This is a genomic window from Vibrio chagasii (genome assembly GCF_024347355.1).
Classification (GTDB): domain Bacteria; phylum Pseudomonadota; class Gammaproteobacteria; order Enterobacterales; family Vibrionaceae; genus Vibrio; species Vibrio chagasii.
Genome location: NZ_AP025465.1, coordinates 2,980,759 through 2,999,343, shown reverse-complemented (window position 1 = coordinate 2,999,343; position 18,585 = coordinate 2,980,759). Strand labels below are relative to the sequence as shown.

15 protein-coding genes and 1 tRNA gene are annotated in these 18,585 nt (G+C 44.3%); 9 read left to right on the top strand and 7 right to left on the bottom strand.

The window, feature by feature from the left end; genetic code table 11:
* Positions 1-19: 19 nt before the first annotated feature.
* Positions 20-1,240 carry an arginine deiminase gene (gene arcA, locus OCV52_RS13760; protein WP_004738676.1) on the bottom strand — a complete coding sequence of 407 codons (1,221 nt, stop codon included), beginning with the start codon at positions 1,238-1,240 and terminating at the stop codon, positions 20-22.
* 576 nt (positions 1,241-1,816) lie between these two features.
* Between arcA and rraB the strand changes: the two genes are divergently transcribed.
* Positions 1,817-2,233 carry a ribonuclease E inhibitor RraB gene (rraB, locus tag OCV52_RS13755; RefSeq protein ID WP_004738675.1) on the top strand — a complete coding sequence of 139 codons (417 nt, stop codon included), beginning with the start codon at positions 1,817-1,819 and terminating at the stop codon, positions 2,231-2,233.
* A 123-nt stretch (positions 2,234-2,356) separates the two neighbouring features.
* Positions 2,357-3,151 carry a glycosyl hydrolase 2 galactose-binding domain-containing protein gene (locus OCV52_RS13750; protein WP_137407614.1) on the top strand — a complete coding sequence of 265 codons (795 nt, stop codon included), beginning with the start codon at positions 2,357-2,359 and terminating at the stop codon, positions 3,149-3,151.
* An 8-nt stretch (positions 3,152-3,159) separates the two neighbouring features.
* Here OCV52_RS13750 and OCV52_RS13745 read toward each other — a convergent pair whose 3' ends face one another.
* The 5 genes from OCV52_RS13745 to pepA form a co-directional block, all read right to left on the bottom strand.
* Entirely contained in the window at positions 3,160-4,065 is a 906-nt protein-coding gene (locus tag OCV52_RS13745) for a bifunctional helix-turn-helix transcriptional regulator/GNAT family N-acetyltransferase (RefSeq protein WP_137407615.1), read from the bottom strand.
* Between the two features lie 89 nt (positions 4,066-4,154).
* The gene (locus OCV52_RS13740) at positions 4,155-4,553 is read right to left on the bottom strand and encodes a DUF2061 domain-containing protein (protein ID WP_004738671.1); all 399 of its coding nucleotides are present in this window, start codon (positions 4,551-4,553) and stop codon (positions 4,155-4,157) included.
* Between the two features lie 232 nt (positions 4,554-4,785).
* On the bottom strand, positions 4,786-7,659 hold the full coding sequence (locus tag OCV52_RS13735) for a valine--tRNA ligase (protein ID WP_137407616.1): 2,874 nt from the start codon (positions 7,657-7,659) through the stop codon (positions 4,786-4,788).
* A 102-nt stretch (positions 7,660-7,761) separates the two neighbouring features.
* Positions 7,762-8,211 (bottom strand): DNA polymerase III subunit chi, encoded by a 450-nt coding sequence (locus OCV52_RS13730; protein WP_137407617.1) that lies wholly within the window; start codon positions 8,209-8,211, stop codon positions 7,762-7,764.
* A gap of 99 nt (positions 8,212-8,310) precedes the next feature.
* On the bottom strand, positions 8,311-9,831 hold the full coding sequence (gene pepA, locus OCV52_RS13725) for a leucyl aminopeptidase (RefSeq protein ID WP_137407618.1): 1,521 nt from the start codon (positions 9,829-9,831) through the stop codon (positions 8,311-8,313).
* A gap of 192 nt (positions 9,832-10,023) precedes the next feature.
* On the opposite strand from pepA, the gene lptF reads away from it, so the two are divergent.
* Together lptF and lptG are read left to right on the top strand one after the other, a co-directional pair.
* The gene (gene lptF, locus OCV52_RS13720; protein WP_137407619.1) at positions 10,024-11,124 is read left to right on the top strand and encodes an LPS export ABC transporter permease LptF; all 1,101 of its coding nucleotides are present in this window, start codon (positions 10,024-10,026) and stop codon (positions 11,122-11,124) included.
* Between the two features lie 3 nt (positions 11,125-11,127).
* Positions 11,128-12,198, top strand: coding sequence for an LPS export ABC transporter permease LptG (gene lptG, locus OCV52_RS13715; RefSeq protein WP_105025884.1), 1,071 nt, complete (start codon positions 11,128-11,130; stop codon positions 12,196-12,198).
* A 60-nt stretch (positions 12,199-12,258) separates the two neighbouring features.
* On the opposite strand, the gene OCV52_RS13710 is transcribed toward lptG, so the two are convergent.
* Positions 12,259-12,735, bottom strand: a complete 477-nt coding sequence (locus OCV52_RS13710) for an RDD family protein (RefSeq protein ID WP_004738663.1) — start codon at positions 12,733-12,735, stop codon at positions 12,259-12,261.
* Between the two features lie 194 nt (positions 12,736-12,929).
* On the opposite strand from OCV52_RS13710, the gene OCV52_RS13705 reads away from it, so the two are divergent.
* The 5 genes from OCV52_RS13705 to OCV52_RS13685 all read left to right on the top strand — a co-directional run bounded on the left by OCV52_RS13705 (position 12,930) and on the right by OCV52_RS13685 (position 18,075).
* A tRNA-Leu gene (locus OCV52_RS13705) sits at positions 12,930-13,014 on the top strand.
* Between the two features lie 456 nt (positions 13,015-13,470).
* Positions 13,471-14,808: an IS4 family transposase gene (locus OCV52_RS13700; RefSeq protein WP_137409200.1), complete on the top strand. Its 1,338-nt coding sequence runs from the start codon at positions 13,471-13,473 to the stop codon at positions 14,806-14,808.
* A 237-nt stretch (positions 14,809-15,045) separates the two neighbouring features.
* Positions 15,046-15,453, top strand: a complete 408-nt coding sequence (locus OCV52_RS13695) for a VOC family protein (RefSeq protein WP_137409210.1) — start codon at positions 15,046-15,048, stop codon at positions 15,451-15,453.
* Between the two features lie 196 nt (positions 15,454-15,649).
* On the top strand, positions 15,650-16,828 hold the full coding sequence (locus OCV52_RS13690) for an ISL3 family transposase (protein WP_261900852.1): 1,179 nt from the start codon (positions 15,650-15,652) through the stop codon (positions 16,826-16,828).
* Positions 16,825-18,075, top strand: coding sequence for an HD-GYP domain-containing protein (locus tag OCV52_RS13685; protein WP_137409196.1), 1,251 nt, complete (start codon positions 16,825-16,827; stop codon positions 18,073-18,075). The genes OCV52_RS13690 and OCV52_RS13685 overlap by 4 nt, the downstream gene beginning before the upstream one ends.
* The last annotated feature ends 510 nt before the right edge of the window (positions 18,076-18,585 follow it).

The window sequence follows — 18,585 nt, the reverse complement described above, 5'->3', positions numbered from 1 at the left end:
ACTCTATTGAGCTATCGGCTTAGATACCGTCTCTTTCGATAGGGCAGCTCATACAACGAGCGCCACCACGGCCACGCCCCAGTTCATTACCTGGAATCGTCAGAACTTCGATACCTGCCTTGTCGTACTTCTCGTTGGTGTAAACATTACGTTCGTAACCGATAACCGTGCCCGGTTTCACTGTCAGTACGTTGTTGGCGTCATTCCACTGCTCACGCTCAGCTTCGTAGTTGTCACCACCTGTAGTGATGATCTTAAGCTGATCAAGACCTAGCGCACCTTCAATCGCTGACAGGTAGTTTTCCGCTTTCTCTACGCGCATCTCACCATTCTCTTTTGGTGTTAGGCGCCATGTGTCTAAATCTTTACGAACGATTTCTGGATACACAGAGAAGGTATCGATATCCATGTGTGTCATTACCGTATCAAGGTGCATACATGAACGGTGCTTTGGTAGATCGATAGCGATCACTTCGGTTGCTTGCCCTGACTTAAATAGGCTCGCCGCTAAGTTCTCAACGCCTTGTGGTTTGGTACGCTCAGAAATACCGATAAGTACCGCGCCTTTACCAATAACCAGTACATCGCCGCCTTCAATGTTGGCGTTGTCGTAATGAAGGTCCTCATCACCAAAGTACTTAATGAAGTCTTGCCCTGCAAACACTGGGTGCCAGCGATAGATAGCGCGTAGATGGTTTGTCTCACGTTGACGTGCTGGCTTCATCATAGGGTTTAGCGACACACCGCCATAAACCCAACACGAAGTATCGCGTGTAAATAGGTGGTTAGGCAGTGGCTCGATAACGAAATCAAGTGGGCGATGCATTTTAGGAAGCATCGATGATGATTTGATAGGAAGCTCTGAATACGCCAAGCCACCCAGTAAGATTGTTGCTAGATGCTCATTATCCATTTGAGCAAGATAGTTTCTTAAGTCACGAGCAAAGGTAGGCCCATAACGGAAATCTGAGATTTGAGTGTTTAGCAGCCATTCGCGTGCTTGAGGTACGGCAAGCGTCTCTACCAATAAATCGTGCAGTAGCAGTACTTCTACGTCTTGATTACGTAGTGTCTCTGCAAAGGCATCGTGTTCTTCACCAGCAGCTTCCACAGCCAATACATCATCAAATAGAAGGTCATGACAGTTAGAAGGGGTGAGGTGGGTGAGTGCTCTTTCAGGTCGATTTAGGAGAACTCGTCTTAATTGACCGACTTCGGAGCCAACGTACAGCTTACTCATTTTGCATCCTTACTTTTAATCCAGCGTCTATTTATGACAAGCTTGATCGTAATATGCAAGTTTTAGAGTTCGTGTAAAAATGAAGTATTTTTGAAATTATCCGAACTAAAAACCATTTTTGGTTGAAAGTTAGGTGTTAAATTCCAATTGAGTGCGTTTGGCATGGAACAACATTTTTGAGGATCTATGCTCAATCTGCGCTATGTCTGAAATCTATTTTGCTTATTATTAGTGATTTTCTATTCACTATTATGCATTTTTTGAAAGTAACTTGAGGTTTTATGCATCTCAAAACCAGTTCAGCGTATGCATTCACCATGACTAAGCACGCAATTTCTATTTAATATGCTCAAAAGTGACATTAGAGACGAAATGCTGAAATAGTCACCGGTTAATAAAATGTTGAAAATTTGTTTCTGTGATTTTGGTTTCACTTTTGAATTGATATTACTTCTGCTATCTAGCGATAAACTTATCTTTCTATGCCTGATCTGGGTGGCTTTTCTGGACGATCCGTGCCATATTTCGTGGCAATCAAATTTGATCTTTTCATAGTCAACACTCTGGAGCAGACACATGTCTCACGAAGATGAATATCTATCAGTAGCGGAATTAATTGAATTTCAAAAGGAAGAGACTCGCGACATCATTGAAGCACTAATTGAAGATGGTAGCGATCCTGAAGCTCTATACGATATCGAGCATCACCTATTTGCTGAAGATTTCGAAGTGCTTGAGAAAGCCGTTGTTGAAGCATTCAAAATGGGTTTTGAAGTACTTGAAGCTGAAGAGACAGAAGACGAAGATGGCAACAAGCTACTTTGTTGTGATGCGACTATGCAGTCAGCTCTAGATGCAGAAGCGATCGATGCACAAGTTGAGAAGCTTGTGAACCTTGCAGAGAAATTCGACATAATCTACGACGGTTGGGGCACTTACTACGAAGGTGAAGATGCTATCTACCCTGAAGAAGATGATGAAGGTGAAGAGTAATTTCTTCCCAGTTTGAAAAGTGCCAGCCTTGAGCTGGCATTTTTTATCCTCAGAAAAATAAATGTCTTTAAATGCATTCATTCATTATAATGCGGTCAAAATTGATCTAGCTCAAGGAATGATATGCGGCTGCAACTTGACGGTCTTTGGCAAATATCGCCACTGACAGACCTCTCTATACCCCAAGATGATATTACTTTTCCTGCACCGCTGAGCACAAAACTTCCTAACACATTAAGTGAAGAAGAGATTGCGGCACAAGAGTGGCATTTAATGCACGACATTGAAGTCGATGATGCGATGCTGGCTTGCCCCTTTGTTGAGCTAGTCGTTGCGGGTGTGGATTACTTTGCTGAAGTGCGACTCAATGGTGTGGCAGTCTTTGATTGTGATGGCAGCCAAGAAGAGTACCGTAAAGATATTCGCCCTTACATGCAGCCAGGCCGAAATCGCTTTGAGATCCTGTTTCTTGAAGAAGAGGAAGGGTTGTTGCTCGAAGAAGATATGGATGAGCCATTATCTTCGCTAACCATTGCGAGATCAGACTCTCGAATGGGTATTTGGCAAGCTCCTTATCTGCAGTTTGTTCGTAATGTGAAGCTGGACCAAGTCGTCACTGAGCAGATCTGGCACCACGGCGGTGGTTGTGAGTTTAAAGTGGATGTGATCTACCAGACGCTTAAAGCTGGGCTGGTATCGGCATCAATTAAGTTCGATGGTATGACACTGGTGATGCCGATAGATGTACGTGCAGAACACACTGGTGTTGTGTTCCAAGTTGAAGCACCGATTGTCTTTAATGTTGATAAGCCCAACCCTAAGCATTTATATCAATTAGAGGTTGAGCTCGATGGGCAAAAGGAGAGTTCTTTTGTTGCTCTTAATCCTGCATCTTGTGTGAGTAATTTTTTACGCTAGAAGCTGCACTACAACGTTTTGGCCATGACCACTTCACAAGCGTCGTGGCCTGTTTCTCCCCAAGCACTCTCTAGGTGCTCAAAGCCTAACGCTTCATAAAGCTTAATCGCAGCTCCCAAACACTCTGTTGTTTCTAAGTACATCTGTTGATAACCCAATTGCTTGGAAAGCTTTAAACTTAAAGCGACGATGCGTTTTGCCAGCCCTTGTCCGCGAGTCTGTTTTAAGAAATACATCTTTTGTAGCTCACATACGTCTGGTCGGCCTGCTAGTGGGGCAAAGCCGCCGCCGCCCACAACCCCACCTTGATGCTCAATCACCCAGTACATCGCATTGTCTTGGCTATATACAGAGTACATGTCATCAAGCGTTGGGTCAGACACACCATAGCCTTTGTCTGCGGTTAGGCCATGTTCGGCAGAGACTTGTCGAATGACATCGGCAACTTGTTTATTGTCAGCTTGAGTGAGTGGGCGCAATACAAACTCGTCAGCTTGGCAGACTTTAGTTAGCCCTTTGAGGTAAACCTCTAACCCAAGCTTTAACTGTTGCTGTTCATCTTCACTCAGGGCTTCTAGCATATTGTCGAAGAAGGTATTTTGCTGTTGGTCTAGCTCTGACAGCACCTGCTGTCCTCTAGTGGTGAGTATGACCTTTTGACTGCGCTTGTCATTCGGATTCTCGATACTGTCGGTCAACTCTAACTTGTTTAGCCCTGCGACAGTACGACTGGCATTCGACTTGTCGACATTCAATCGTTGTGCGAGTTGGTTGATCGTCAGCGGTTGGAGTTGAATTTCTCCTAATGCATGAGCTTGGACTGGGGTTAGGGCTATTTCGCCACATTGCTTATCGAGCATACCCAGTAAGCGAACGGCTTGGCGGGAGTAGTGTCTTAGTTGTCGAGCATTCATAATTACTTACCTCAAAAATAAAGTTGCGCACCGCAATCAATTTAATTGCGGTGCGCAACTTTGTCAATGGGTAAGATTCGATTCTCTGTTTAAGCGTGCTGGTGGACGCAAAACTGTGGTGCTTGAGCGTCTGATTTACGTAACCACACTTTCTCATGGAAGTAGTACGCGACTGTATTTAGAGCGGGCTCTAGCATTGCCATCACACCACCAACAAAGGCGTCACCAGTCAGCAAGTAGACCACGGTAAAAGCAACACTGAAGTGGATGGTCGCAAAGCTGGCGGTTTTTAATTTGGTCATCCACTGACGAGCTTTAAGCGCTGGAACTTGAGCCCACGCCTTTTCATGAAAATAGAAGGCGACCGTATTTACAGAGGGCTCAATCATGGCAATTAAGCTACCAATTAAGATGTCGCCTGTTAGTACGTAAGCGACACTAAATGCGATAGTAAAATGTAATGCAGCAAAGGTTAGTGTCTTTTTCATGATAATTACTCAATCGTTGTGTTGTTTCGATAGAGCTATTATTGAGAATTATTATCATTAAATGAAATGGGTATTAGAGATTAATTTGATAGGCAAAAGCTATCAAACTGCCGGCGAAGTTTGGAAAGTGCTGTTATTGGGTGATAAGTCCAATGGCATAAAAAAAGGCTGACCATAAGGCCAACCTTTTTATCTGTAACGAGAAGTTTAAAGGCTTCTCATTGAGCGAGGATTAAAGAGCTGCAATGGTCGCTTTTTGCTCTTCAAGCTTAGTTAGTGTCTCTTGGTAACCCACTAGCTTCTTACGCTCTTTCGCGATAACCGCTTCAGGTGCTTTAGCAACGAAACCTTCGTTACCTAGCTTGCCTTCGATACGCTTGATTTCGCCGTGAGTTTTCTGCACTTCTTTATCAAGGCGAGCAAGTTCTGCGTCCTTGTCGATCAGACCGGCCATTGGGATCATCAGCTCAGATTGACCCACTAGCTTAGTCGCACATGCTGGAGTCTCAGCATCTTGAGCAAGAACAGTTAGGCTATCTAGTTTAGCAAGAGAGTTTAGAACTACCTTGTTCGCTTCGATACGTGCCGCGTCTTTCTCACTAGCAACTTTGATCATTACTTCTAGACCTTTGCTAGGTGCAATGTCGTACTCTGCGCGTAGGTTACGGATAGCAGTAATGAAAGTCTTAACCCATTCGATGTCTTCTACGATCTCAGCGTCGAAGTTCTCTTCGTTAAACTGAGGAAGCGCTTGAGTCATGATAGTGTCGCCTTCAACACCGTCTACTAGTGGCTTAACGCTCTGCCAGATAGATTCAGTGATGTAAGGAAGTACTGGGTGAGCAAGACGTAGTGTCTTCTCTAGAACCGTGATCAGCATGTAGCGAGTCGCTTGTTGCTGAGCTTCTGTACCTTTCCATAGAACTGGCTTAGTTAGCTCTAGGTACCAGTCACAGAATTGGTTCCAGATGAATTCGTAAAGCGTGTTTGCTGCCATGTCTAGACGGTAGTTGTCTAGGTGAGCGTTAAACTCTTTCGCTGCTAGCTCAAACTGAGATTCAATCCACTTATCTGCTAGAGAGAATTCCATGTTTGCACGGTCTTCTGCAGATAGTGACATGCCACAATCGTGCTCTTCTGTGTTCATCAGCACGTAACGGCTTGCGTTCCATAGCTTGTTACAGAAGTTACGGTAACCTTCAAGACGCTTCATATCCCAGTTGATGTCACGGCCAGTTGAAGCCATAGCAGCAAGAGTGAAACGTAGCGCGTCAGTACCGTATGGTTCGATACCGTTTTCGAAAGTCTTACGCGTGTTCTTCTCGATCTTCTTCGCTAGTTGAGGCTGCATCATGTTGCCACAACGCTTCTCTACTAGAGACTCAAGGTCGATACCATCGATCATGTCGATAGGGTCAAGAACGTTACCTTTAGACTTAGACATCTTGTCGCCGTTTTCGTCACGGATTAGGCCCGTAACGTAAACTGTCTTGAATGGTACTTGCGACTTACCGTTTTCATCCTTGTTGAAGTGCATGGTCATCATGATCATACGCGCAACCCAGAAGAAAATGATGTCGAAGCCCGTTACTAGAACGTCTGAAGGGTGGAATGTCTTCAGGTCTTCAGTTTGCTCTGGCCAGCCTTGAGTACCGAAAGTCCATAGTGCAGAAGAGAACCATGTATCTAGTACGTCGTCGTCTTGGCGAAGTACTACTACAGGTGCAAGGTTGTTGTTTGCACGTACTTCTTCTTCAGTACGGCCTACGTATACGTTGCCATCGTTGTCGTACCATGCTGGGATGCGGTGACCCCACCAAAGTTGACGAGAGATACACCAGTCTTGAATGTCACGCATCCAAGAGAAGTACATGTTTTCGTATTGCTTAGGAACGAATTGGATCTCACCATCTTCAACCGCTTTAACAGCCGGCTCAGCAAGAGGTGCAGCACGTACGTACCATTGGTCAGTTAGCATTGGTTCGATAACCACGCCACCACGGTCGCCGTAAGGAACGGTTAGGTCGTGATCTTTGATCTCGTCTAATAGACCAAGTTCTTCGAATTCAGCAACGATCGCTTTACGAGCAGCAAAACGCTCCATGCCGTGGTACTTAGCAGGTAGCTCAGTTGAGTAAACATCGCTCGCTTCACCGTTAGTAGTGAATACTTCAGCCGCATCACGGATGTCTGCGTTGAACGTTAGGATGTTGATCATTGGTAGGTTGTTGCGCTTACCAACTTCGTAATCGTTAAAGTCGTGAGCAGGAGTGATCTTCACACAACCTGTGCCTTTTTCCATGTCCGCGTGCTCATCGCCTACGATAGGGATTAGACGGTTAACGATAGGAAGTAGGATCTCTTTACCGATAAGATCTTTGTAACGTGGATCTTCTGGGTTTACTGCAACACCAGTATCGCCAAGCATGGTTTCTGGACGAGTTGTCGCAACAACAATGTAGTCTTTACCTTCAGCGGTTTTCACACCGTCTGCTAGTGGGTAGCGGAAGTGCCACATGTGGCCTTTTTTGTCTTTGTTTTCAACTTCAAGATCAGAAATTGCTGTGTGCAGTTTAGGATCCCAGTTTACTAGACGCTTACCACGGTAGATTAGGTCATCTTCGTATAGGCGAACAAACACTTCTTGAACAGCGTTTGATAGGCCATCATCCATAGTGAAACGCTCACGGTCCCAGTCTACCGATGCGCCTAGACGACGAAGTTGCTTAGTGATTGTGCCACCAGATTCGTTTTTCCATTCCCAGATCTTGTCGATGAAAGCGTCACGACCGTAATCGTGCTTAGTTTTGCCTTCTTCTGCCGCGATCTTACGCTCAACAACCATTTGAGTTGCGATACCAGCGTGGTCAGTACCCACTTGCCAAAGCGTGTTCTTACCTTTCATACGCTCAGCACGGATTAGAGTATCCATGATAGTGTCTTGGAACGCGTGACCCATGTGTAGGCTACCAGTGACGTTCGGTGGCGGGATCATGATGCTGTAAGCTTCTTTTGATGTGTCACCGTGTGGCTTAAAGTAGCCTTTCTCTTCCCAAGTCTGATATAGAGCTTGTTCGATTGATGTTGGGTTGTATGTCTTTTCCATAGTGCTCTTAAACGGATACTGTGAATGGTTAATCGTGGTCAAACTTCATAAGTGAAGCTTCTTGAATCTAAATTCAAAGATAGCTTTATCTATGAGGTTTGACTATGGATGTTGAATCTCGATAGTCTGCAGCTGATATTCAGCCTGACGGTAAATTTTATACCTTTCTCGAGCGAGTTGCTTAGCTTTTTCTTCGCAAGGGACGAAGTCTATCACCTGAGCAAAGGCGTTCGCAAAGGTTGTATGATTATCGGCCAGATTAATTACTAGCTGACGATTCCAATTGTGCTTTACGCCTTGGTAGCCAATCTCAATGTTGGTTGAATACTTCGGGCCTTCGCCAACCAAGTTATGCGCAATAAATTCACTGGGATCGACTTGCCAGAAAACTTCTGCGATACGCTCGGCATGGGCTTTGTCATTACAGTTGAGATAAAGTTTAGCGCCTTGTTTTGCAAAGTGCTGAGCAAGAAACAGTACATAGTTAGCGAAACCTTCTTCACTCGCTTGTGGGCTGTCTGATGACACTATGTAAAACGTAGCTGTTTGCATACTTAATACTCGAACTAAAAATCGTGGCTATTTATCTTACTTGGTCAATAGACCCTAACAAATAGCGCTTATTAAAAAAGGGCCCGTAGGCCCTTTTTACTATTTTGAAGATTGCTCTTCAGTCTCTTGGCCGCTGCGGTTCAATAAGAATTGGACTAGCATTGAGACAGGACGACCTGTCGAGCCTTTTGCTGCGCCAGATTTCCAAGCTGTACCTGCGATATCTAGGTGAGCCCAGTGATATTTCTTAGTGAACTTAGACAGGAAGCAACCAGCAGTGATAGTACCGCCTGGGCGGCCGCCGATGTTCGCCATATCTGCGAATGGGCTGTTTAGCTGCTCATGGTACTCGTCTGCCATTGGTAGACGCCATGCACGGTCACTTGCTTGCTCAGAAGCATTCACAAGTTCGTGAGATAGCGGGTTGTGGTTTGATAGAACGCCACTGATGTGGTGGCCTAGAGCAATAACACACGCGCCTGTTAGTGTTGCAACGTCAACCACACAATCTGGTTCGAAACGCTCAACGTAAGTTAGCGCATCACAAAGAACCAAGCGACCTTCAGCATCAGTGTTTAACACTTCAACTGTTTGGCCTGACATCGTCGTTAGGATGTCACCTGGGCGGTAAGCATTGCTACCTGGCATGTTTTCACAACCAGCAAGAATACCAACAACGTTGATTGGTAGGTTCAGTTTAGCTAGCGCTTTCATCGTACCGAATACAGATGCAGCACCACACATGTCGTACTTCATCTCATCCATACCTTCGCCAGGCTTAAGTGAGATACCGCCTGAATCGAACGTTAGGCCTTTACCAACAAGTACAATCGGTTTTGCATCAGAATCTGGTGCGCCCTTGTACTCCATGATAGACATCATAGATTCGTTCTTTGAACCACGACCAACCGCTAGGTAAGAGGTCATGCCCAATTTTTCCATCTCTTCTTCACCGATGATCTTAGTCGTTACGGTATCGAAGTCGTCAGCTAGGCGACGAGCTTGAGATGCAAGGTAAGCTGGGTTAGCGATGTTTGGCGGCATGTTGCCAAGATCTTTAGATGCTTTCACACCTGAAGCAATAGCAAGACCGTGAGCAATCGCTTTTTCACCTAGGCTCAGTTCACGACGTGTTGGTACGTTGAATACCAATTTACGTAGTGGGCGACGAGTCTCTGGCTTGTTGCTCTTGAATTGGTCAAATGTGTAAAGACCATCTTTAGTCGCTTCTACCGCTTGACGAACTTTCCAGTAAGTATCGCGGCCTTTAACGTGCAGTTCTGTTAGGAAACATACTGCTTCCATAGAACCTGTTTCGTTTAGTGTGCTGATGGTTTTCTGAATAATTTCTTTGTATTGACGCTCGCCTAGCTCACGCTCTTTACCACAGCCTACAAGTAGAACACGTTCTGAAAGTACACCAGGTACTTGATGCAGCAGTAGCATCTGGCCAGGTTTACCCTCTAGGTCACCGCGACGAAGCAGTGAACTAATGTAGCCATCGCTAATCTTATCTAATTGCTCGGCTACTGGAGAAAGGCGGCGCGGTTCGAATACACCGACAACGATACATGCGCTGCGTTGTTTCTCTGGGCTACCACTTTTTACACTGAACTCCATGCGTACTCCTACATCCTGAAGACAAATCGAACTAAATGTTAGATAATGGGTTCTTACTTGTTGGATCCTATAATGGAACTAACCTTAAAGAAGAACGCTAACACTTAGCTAAAAATTTAAAAAAATAAAAGGTTCAACGGGAAATTATAGTGATTCAATCAAAAAAACAAGTTTTGTATAGGTAATTTGAGCGTGATTATTGTTAGATATTTGATCCGCGAGACAATCAAGAGCCAATTTGCGATCTTTTTTGTTCTCTTTCTCGTGTTTCTCAGCCAAAAATTCATCAGTGTGTTAGCGGACGCCTCTGATGGTGCTATCCCTGCGAGTCTAATCTTGTCGATCGTTAGTCTAAATATGCCAGCGATGGGCTTATTGATGCTTCCGCTCAGTATCTATATTGGTATTTTGCTTACTTTTGGTCGTCTTTACGCTGAAAGTGAAATAGTGGTCATGAACGCGACCGGTATCGGTAACAAATTCCTGATTCAATCGGCACTGTACTTAGCTTTGATTACTGCATCGGTTGCCGCTTTTAACTCATTCTGGTTGTCCCCTTGGTCGCAAGACAAGGTTGAACAGATGTATGAGGAAGTGGCAGCAGAGAACAGTGTTGATTTGCTACCAAAGGGAAAATTTGAAGGAACGCCAGATGGTTCGTCAGTGGTGTTCATCGATGATATCGACGGTAATAAGCTAGAAAACGTGTTCGTTGCTCAAATGCGTCCACGTGATTCTGTGCTTCCAAGTGTGATGTATTCGAAGTCGGGCGATGTAAAAGAGCTCAGCGACGGTCGCCAAGTTATCGTGATGTACGATGGTACTCGTCATGAAGGTGTCCCAACTCGTCTTGATTATATGGTGACACACTTCGAAGAGTATGAAGGCTTGATTGGCCAGCGAGAAGTCGAGAAGAAAGGTCGTGATTGGGAAGCGATTCCGACACTTGACCTTGTCGGTAATCCAAACAAAAGCGCAAAAGCTGAATTGCAATGGCGAATTTCATTGGTACTCTGTATTCCGTTGTTGACCATGCTTGTTGTGCCACTCTCGGCGGTAAACCCAAGGCAGGGACGCTTCGCTAAGATTGGTCCTGCAATATTGATTTACCTGACTTACTTCTTGGCAATCAGTGCAACCAAATCAGCAATAGAAGAGGGCACTATCCCTGCAGTAGTCGGCATGTGGCCAATCAATGCGCTGTTGTTAATTGTCGCGATTGGTGCAAACTTTATGGATAGCGTGCCAGTAAGGCGTTTGAAAGAAAAATTCAAGAATAAGAGGTTGGCTTAAGCCGTGTTTAAGATTCTCGATTTATATATAGGCAGAACCATCATCGCAACCACGTCACTGGTATTGGTGACGTTTGTTGGCCTCTCAGGGATAATCAAGTATGTGGAGCAGTTGAGAAAAGTGGGTCGTGGTACCTACGATCTCCTCCAAGCTCTGTACTTTGTTTTGTTAAGTATCCCGCGTGATATCGAAATGTTTTTCCCAATGGCAGCCTTGCTTGGTGCGTTGATTGGATTGGGTATGCTTGCGGCGAGCTCTGAGCTAGTAGTAATGCAGGCGGCGGGTTTCTCTAAACTTGATATCGGTTTGTCGGTACTTAAGACTGCGATTCCATTAATGATAGTGGTGACGCTATTAGGGCAGTGGGGTGCACCTCAAGCACAAAAGATGGCTCGTGACTTAAGAACCATATCGATTGCAGGGGGGAATATCATCTCCACGCAAAGCGGTGTCTGGGCTCGTGATGCCAATGATTTCATCTTTATTGTCAAAATCGACGATGACAAGCTATATGGCATGAACATGTGGCGCTTTGATGAAAACAAGGCTCTGAAAACCGCTATCTATTCTAAAGAAGTCGATTACGTTGGAGACAACGTTTGGACGATGAAAGATGTTGTCGTCACTTCGTTTGAAAATGAACTGCAGATAACGAAAGAGAATTTGCCCACATACACTTGGAAAACATCACTCGCACCAGACAAGCTTGCAATCGTGACGGTTAAACCAGAAGAGCTGTCATTGAGTGGGTTGTATGATTACGTATCTTACTTGAAAGCGTCAGAACAAGATGCTGCTCGTTACGAACTGGCGTTGTGGAGAAAGATAACCCAGCCAATCTCGATCGCGGTGATGATGTTGATGGCACTGTCGTTTATCTTTGGTCCATTGCGTAGCGTGACCATGGGGGCAAGAATCCTATCTGGTGTTATCGCAGGCTTTACCTTCTATATATCCAGTGAGTTCTTTGGCCCTGTGAGCTTGGTGTATCAGATACCACCGGCCTTTGGTGCTATAGCCCCAAGTGTGGTATTCCTCGGAATAGCCGTGATGCTCTTGAGGCGGAAATTATAAATACAAAAGGAAGGCATAACGCCTTCCTTTTTTGATCTTGATTGAAGCTGTTTAGAAATACTATCGCGCTTGAGGTAACACAACCACTTCTGTTTTTGCCCAGATATCGTGAAAGCCACGCTTTTGAGGATCTAATGGAACGCACAGATTGGCTAGACCAAAACCAGAAGTTCCTAAGCGAATTAGAGCTTGAGTGACAGTAATCGCAGAGCCATCTTTGTTCTGAACGCGAAGTTTCCACGCTCTCATTCCCAGAGTTTGACCAGCTCGAGTCCAGAAGAACACAAAGAAGTAAACCCAAACTGCCACTAGATAAAATGTGTAAACTGGGCTCCAGATAGGGTGATTGGTTAGGAAGTCACTGACATCGGCATAACCACTGTGGTCAAAAATGCCAAGAGCCATAAGCGCATGCAGTAAAGCGATAATGACGCCAGCTGCCATCATTTCAATAGCGATCACGATAAGAGCGTCATAGAACAAAGCTCCGAATCGGCGCATCATTCCAGCTGGTGGCAGTGTGTTGGTAGATGTCATGGTGTTATTACTTCTTCAAAAATTTAGGCGTCAGAATATAGTTTAAGGCAGAGCGTGAAAAGAGACATGACGCACAGCTTATGACTTAGTGGCGAAATTATCGGCAAACACACGTGAATTCAAGTTTTTATGCTTGCCACATCAGCTTGCTTACGTATAATGCCAAACATCGACAGGGCAATGCCCACGATAATGCCGGTATGGTGAAATTGGTATACACGACGGATTCAAAATCCGTTGCCTTCGGGCGTGGCGGTTCAAGTCCGCCTACCGGTACCATATTCCAAGACAGAGCCTCGAAGAAAGTCGGGGCTTTGTTGTATCTGAGGTTTGTGAATTCAAATCCAGCGTGGCGGCAGGAGTGCCTGCCCAGTCAAGTCATCCTCCGGTACCATACATAGAAAGGTCGCTTTTATAGCGACCTTTCGTCGTTTTGGGCGTTTGTGAATTTGAAATCCAGCGTGTCGGCTTGGATGTAAGCCCAGTCAAGTCGCCTACCGGTACCATATTTAAATGACAAAGCCTCGACTCAAGTCGGGGCTTTGTTGTATCTGGAGTCTGTAAAGCGCTGCCTTCGTGGTAGCGGCAGGAATGCCTGTCCAATCAGTCCGCCTAAACCGGTACCATAAATAGAAAGGTCGCTTTTATAGCGCAATGTAGATCAGATAAGGATCGGTTGACCGATCCTTCTTCTGAGAGATAATCGGAAGCCTGTTTCTAGGCTTCCGATTTTTTATGTCTATCCAAAACTATTTTGTCGATTTCCTCGAAGAAAATCCTGTTGATGTAGCTCAACTCACCACTTTCTCTGAACATATCCCAGATGAATGGGTTGTTAAGGCAGCTAGTCTTTCTGATAAAGCGACTATTCGCCGACGTCGACTACCAAGTGACATGGTCTTGTGGTTAATTGTCGGCATGGCCTTCTTCCGTAATGAACCAATTGCCGAAGTCGCACGAAGAATGAATGTCTGTGCGGATGGCTTGGCTGATGAAGAGTTATTAGCAAAAAGTGCTTTAACCCAGGCAAGACAACGTTTAGGCAGTGCTGCACCAGAGTGGTTGTTTAAACAATGTGGGCGAACGTGGGGTCTTGAACGATACCGTGATGATACGTGGCAAGGATTACAAGTTTTTGCTGTAGACGGTGCTCTTTTTCGCACCGCGGATACGCCCGAACTTAGAGAGCACTTTGGCTCGGGTAATACCTCGAGTAGCAGGCAGACACCACATCCAATGCTAAGAGTTGTGACTATGATGAATGTCCGTTCTCATGTCATCGTTGACGCTGCCATAAGCCCTTATCGGCGTGGTGAAATCCCACTTGCTATGCCCTTCATCGACTCTTTACCAGATAACTCTGTGACGTTACTAGATAAAGGTTTTTACGGTGCAGACTTACTTCTCTCTCTTCAAAATAGCGGTATTAATAGACATTGGTTGATACCAGCAAGGAAAGGGTTGAAATACACACTTTTAGATGAAGAAGAAAGCAATGATATGCTCATCGAAATGAACGTCTCACCGCAAGCTCTCAAAAAGAACCCTAGTTTACCTGAAAAATGGCAAGTCAGAGCGGTGACCTATGAAGTACAAGGTAAGCAGAAAACTGTTTTTACATCCCTTCCAAGAGCAGACTACGACGCGAAAGCGGTAGCCGAACTTTATCATGAACGTTGGGAAATCGAATTAGGTTATCGTGATATCAAAAGCTCAATGCAACACAATGCCTTAGTATTACGCAGTAAAACAGTAAACCTTGTTTATCAAGAACTCTGGGGGCTGTTGCTTGGTTATAATTTGGTAAGACGTGAAGCAAGTCAGGCAGCAGTTGAACATGGAAGAATGCCGAATGAAATTAGCTTTAAATACGCTTGTCAGTTTATAGCGAGCCAACTGAAGGTGATGAGTAAAGCGATATCGCCAGGCAATACACCTAAGCGTTTAAAGAGTCTAAGGGGAGACTTATCAGTCCTCTTTATAGACAAACGCCCTAAGCCTAATCGGCCTAGGGCGGTAAAAATATCAAAGACTCGCTACCCAATTAATCGCAAAGCAGCTCCGCTTAAGTGAACTACATTGCGCTTTTATAGCGACCTTTCGTCGTTTTGAGCGTTTGTGAATTTGAAATCCAGCTTGTTGGCTCGGATGCAAGTTACGAATCAGTCAGATCTTGATGTTTCATTCATAAATCTCATCAATTCCCATCGTAGTAATAACCTTCAATAAATTAATCATCTGAAATCAGCCTGTTACCTGTAATTCTTGTTTCTATTGTCTATGTTCAAAGTAGCAATAGAGGAGAAAGATATGCTGACAGTAACCCCTTACTTATTTTTCGATGGTCGTTGTGGCGAGGCGTTGGATTTTTATCATAAATGCTTTGGTGGAGTGGTCTTATCGAAACAACTCTTTAGTGATGCTCCACAGGTAATAGAGGGAGCGCAGCCTGATTGGATCATGCATGCTGAATTCGAAGCCTTTGGTATGAAGCTGATGATGTCTGATGGGGTTAAAGCTAAAGAACTTGAAGGGAACAACCTTGCACTTTCTCTTGTTATAGATGATACCGCGACCCAAGAGCAGATCTTTGAAAAACTAACACAGGGTGGGCGAATCATGACGCCGCTTGCAGACACGTTTTGGGGCGCTAGGTTTGGCAAAGTTGAAGATAAGTTCGGTATAAGATGGATGGTGCATTGCGACTCTTTAAACTGAACCTGTGAAATAGGATAGTGAAATTGCTGCTTGGTTTTATTAGAATTATAAATAGGGATTATTAATCAACGTTATATATAAAAATGGGCAGCATAAAAATTGGTTCATCGCGGATTAGCGGGAACTAAAAACAAAAACGGTAGTAAGTGATATGGTTTAGTCGCCAAACAAAAATCATACACAAACTACCGTTTTCATGCCGAATCATACTTTCCTATCTTCATTCTGGGAAGGCTTTCAAGTCGTAAAGTCTCACCAGACAGCATCACTTATTACCCTGACTCTTGAACCGAACTCTGAGGCTAAGTGCCTTTGTGGTCTCGAGGCCGAGGCTATTCATGAGTATCAATGGCGTCATGTAAAAGAAGCCATGTTGCTCGGTGTTCCTGTTGTTCTTTCTGTTCAAACGCGAAGAATCAAGTGCCGTGAGTGTGGCATAAAAACAGAATCTCTATCTTGGTTGGAGCCTTATGCTCGTATAACGAAACGCTTAAGAAGCTATATAGAACAATTACTGCCTCTTCTTCCTATTAAGCATATCTCCCGGTTAACGAACGTTCATTGGCACACCATTAAAGAGATAGATAAATCCCGACTTAGAAAAGTGGTACCGCCAGTGAAATGGGAGGAGCTAAGGCAACTCGTCATCTTTAAAGGGCATCGATATGCCACGGTCATCGCTGACGCTAAGACACACCAAGTCATTTGGATAGGGTTAGGCCGAAGCCGTAAGGACATACGGCCGTTCTTCGAGCAACTAGGCAAGCATGGCAATAATATCGAAGCGGTCGCAATGGACATGAATACGGCTTTTGATCTTGAAGTTAAAGCACACTGTCCGAACGCAAAAATCGTTTACGACTTATTCCATGTTGTTGCTAAGTTCGGTCGAGAGGTGATGGATAGAGTCAGAGTCGACCAAGCCAACAAACTCAAGCAAGATAAAAAAGCGAGGCAATGGATCAAGCGCTCACGCTGGGTGTTGCTAAAAAACAGGGGTAATTTGAATACACAGCAAAACAGCTATCTTACCGAAATATTGAATATCAATAAGGACTTAATGACCACTTATATACTCGGAGCACAACTCAAAGAGCTTTGGTATTGTGAATCAGAAGTACATGCTAAAGGGCTCTGGGAGGCGTGGTGGGCACAAGTACAAGAGAGTGGAATTAAGCCATTGAAAGAGTTCGCACGAAAACTAAGGCCTTATCTTCACGGCATTATCGCATCTGCGAGTTATCCGCTTAACACCTGCACATTGGAAGGGATAAACAACAAGATAAAGCTAATCAAGCGAATGGGATATGGGTATCGAGATACAGACTACTTCTTCTTGAAGATAAAAGCGGCCTTCCCCGGAAAGCCGCGATGAACCTAAAAATTACCGTAGATCGCATTCAGCCCGGTCTACATATACGACTTCTCGTCAAGTGGAATGAACCCCCGTTTCTATTCAATAGCTTTAAAATAAAAGACGATGCTCAGGTTAAGATCATTCGACACCTTGGCATCAAACACGTCTATATAAACCTTAATCAAAGTGATACTTCACCTTTGCCGGTTAACCATATGGTTGAGTTGGAATCAGGTGATGACTTACAGGTTAGTCTTGAAGCTGAAAAAATGTGGCAAGAAAAGCATGATCGCATTGAAACTTTAAGTTCTTACCGACGCAGAGTGAGTAACTGTGAGAAAGAGTTTGAGCGTTCACTTGCTCGAATGCGCTCAGTCATGACCAAAATTCGCAATCGTCCTTTGGATGCGGTAGGAGAGGTGAAATCTCTCGTTGATGATATTGTCGAAACATTAGTATGTGATGATAACGTCACACTCCACCTAATGAATGGTAAAGCTGACTTTGAAGATATCTACTTCCACACATTAAATGTTGCTGTTGTTGCCATGATGATCGGCAAAGCTAAAGGCTACAACACACAACAACTGAAAGACCTCTCTTTTGCTGCGTTATTCCATGACGTGGGCAAAATCAAAATACCTGTCGCTATATTAAGAAAGCAGAGCGCATTGACGGTGCCAGAAGAGAACTACTTAAAGCTCCATACTAAGTATGGTGCGGATATCGTTTCTGCAATAGATGATTTTCCTGAAACAGCTAAAAAGGTAATTGCTCAGCATCATGAGATGAATGATGGCTCTGGTTACCCAGAAGGCTTAAAGGAAGAAGAGATTGATGAGTTTGCCAAGATAGTAGCAGTTGCCAATGCATTCGATAACTTGTGCCATGGTAAAACACAGTCTCCGCCAATGATCCCTTATTTATCGCTTTCTCACTTATATAAGAACTGCAAACACCTATATAGCCAAGACAACTTAAGTCTATTGGTTAAGTTCATGGGAGTGTACCCGCCAGGAACCGTGGTTCAGCTCTCCAATGATTCAATTGGTATTGTTATTTCGGTAAATGCCAAGCATATGCTTTATCCCAATGTGCTGACGTATGACCCTAGCGTGCCCAGAACACAAGCTCCGGTAATCGACCTGCTTGCTAAAGATATAAAAATCGTTAATGCGGTTAATCCCAACAAGCTACCTGAACAAGTAAGAGAGTACCTAAACCCTAGGTCCCGATTGTCTTACTTCTTTGATAGTGGTGAGTAGTTATCCACAGGGTGCTGTGAGTAATTTGTTCGAAAGTTGGGCTTAAAGTGGTACAAATAAGCCCTTGGTTGAAATGTCTTCGTTTAACCTCTTTTTTCAATAAAAAATGCATTTAATGCTTGCCAATATGAGCGGCGTCTCTATAATTCCGCCTCACTGACACGGCAGACGCCACAAGGCTTCAGCGAAGAATGTTAGTAAAGGCAACTAGCTTTGAGTGATAATTCACTCCTACTTTTAGAAAGTAGAAATTAATTCCATATAAGTGTTTGACACTGAGAATTAAGTCGCTAGAATGGCCGCCTCTTACGAAGTGACGCAAGTCACAATGAAGAGAAGCTCTTTAACAATTTAAACCTATCAATCTGTGTGGGCACTCGTTGATGAATATCAAAACGTTTTATCGTTAGATAAAACAGATTCTTCGGAATCAAAATGATTTCAATGAACTGAGTGACCAATCGATAATTTATTATCGGCACAGTCAATTCATTATCATTCTGTTGGAAT